This is a genomic window from Delftia sp. ZNC0008 (assembly GCF_000799035.1).
Taxonomy (GTDB): domain Bacteria; phylum Pseudomonadota; class Gammaproteobacteria; order Burkholderiales; family Burkholderiaceae_C; genus Comamonas; species Comamonas tsuruhatensis.
Map to the genome: position 1 here is coordinate 1 of NZ_JTKZ01000393.1, position 1,673 is coordinate 1,673.

Consider the following 1,673-nt stretch of genomic DNA (forward strand, 5'->3'; position numbering starts at 1 on the left):
CGGCCACGGTGATGCCCATGGCCTGCGCCAGCTGGGCGGCATCGGCCAGCTGCGGCAGGCCATGCCGGGCGAGCCGCTGCGGATCGGCCTGCCAGCGCTCCGTGCCATCCCGGGCGGCATCCTGCAGGGCCGCGGAGACGCCGGGGCCCAGATAGCCCACGCGCGTGGACCGCCTGGCATGCCAGGCCAGCGCCTTGTCATGGCGTTCCTGGGCCTGGCGGCGTTTGGTTTCCTCGCGCTGGGCCAGCGCCTTTTGCATGCGCTCCTTGCGCATCTGGCGCAGTGCGCGCTCGGGGTTCTGGCGCACGGCGATCTGCTGGCGCAGCTCGGCCAGCTCGCGCTGCAGCCCGCCTTCGCGCTGGATGTGGGCGGCGGCCAGCTGCGGCTGTCCCTCGCCCTTGGGCCAGAAGCCCAGGCGCTGCATTTCCTCGAGGATGACTTCCTGTTTGCTGGAGGCCTTGATGCGCTCGTAGATCTCGGCGCGCGTGGGTTGCGGCTGGCTCATGCGGCAACCCCTGCAAGGCGGGCCCGGCCGGTGCGAGGCGGGCAAGAAGGTGGAGCGACGCGCTTCTCGTCGAAGAGCCCGCAGGGCTCACGGGACGGGAGCTGTTCGCTCGACGCCACCCCGCGACGGTATGCGTGTTTCGCTTGTAGCAAGCCACTCAGGAAAACGCATACCGTCGCTGGGGTGGCACAGTGAAAACGGCGCCCGTGGTGCATGAAACGGCAGTTCACAAGGGTGGCGAAACACCACCCGGGTTGCAAGAGCCTGCGCGTCGCTCCGCGTGGCAGTGTAGAGCAATTGAGGCGGTTCACGCGATTTCTCCTTGTCCTGCTGCGGCCGCCTGCTGCGGGCCTGCCGGCTGGCGTGCGGCATCGAGCTGGGCCTGCGCCACCAGGCGCAGCGCAATCATGTGCTCGCAGGGCCCCTGGCGCAGCCGGTGCTGCTGGTAGTGGTTGCAGCTGCAGCGCGCATCGGTCAGGCGCTCGTCCGCGTTGAGTTCGAGCTGGGTGTCGAACAGGCGCTTGCCATCGGCGCGCGGTATCTGGCCGGTGATGCGGCTGAAGCCGTCCTTGCGGTCGATGCGCGGCGGGGCAATGGCCTTGCCGCGCACCAGGGCCAGCGCCTTGTCCTCCTCGGGGTTGGCGGGCTGCAATTGCTGCGCCGTCAGCGGCTCGCGCAGCAGCTCGCGCCAGGCGTAGCGCCCGGCGTCCAGGTCGTAGACCGCGCGCCCGGCCTGCATCCAGCGTGTCATGGCCGTGTGCACCTGGGCCGGAACCAGGCCCGTGGCCTGGGCCAGTTCCTGCGCGCCGGCCTGCCAGCACGACTGCAGTTGCCGGCCCACGGCCTCGACCTGGGCGGGCGTGACCTCGGCCTGCGGCGCCATCAGGTGAAAGCGCGCGCTGGCGGCCCAGTCGTTGGCGCTCCAGCCCGACAGGCCCAGCGTGACCGTGACCTGGCCCAGCTCCACCACCCAGAAGCTGGGCATGCCGCTGCCCAGCAGGTGCACGCGCACGCGCGTGGCCTGCGGGATCAGCCGCTCCAGCGTGAGCAGGCGCCGGCGCCCCCACAGGCGGATGGTGCCGCCGCCCGTGCCCAAGGCATCGCTGACGACGTGCGAGCGCCGGGTGGCCAGGCGTTCCTCCCAGGGCTCGAACACCACGGCACGCGG

The 1,673-nt window shown here is 71.3% G+C and carries 1 protein-coding gene and 1 pseudogene; both read right to left on the reverse strand.

The genetic code is table 11. The features are described 5' to 3' along the window. Positions 1-505: pseudogene (locus L995_RS13175) on the reverse strand (reverse transcriptase family protein); the annotation flags it as partial. A 307-nt stretch (positions 506-812) separates the two neighbouring features. Next, positions 813-1,673: SWIM zinc finger family protein (locus tag L995_RS13180; RefSeq protein WP_047472174.1), on the reverse strand; the 861-nt coding region annotated here is incomplete at its 5' end.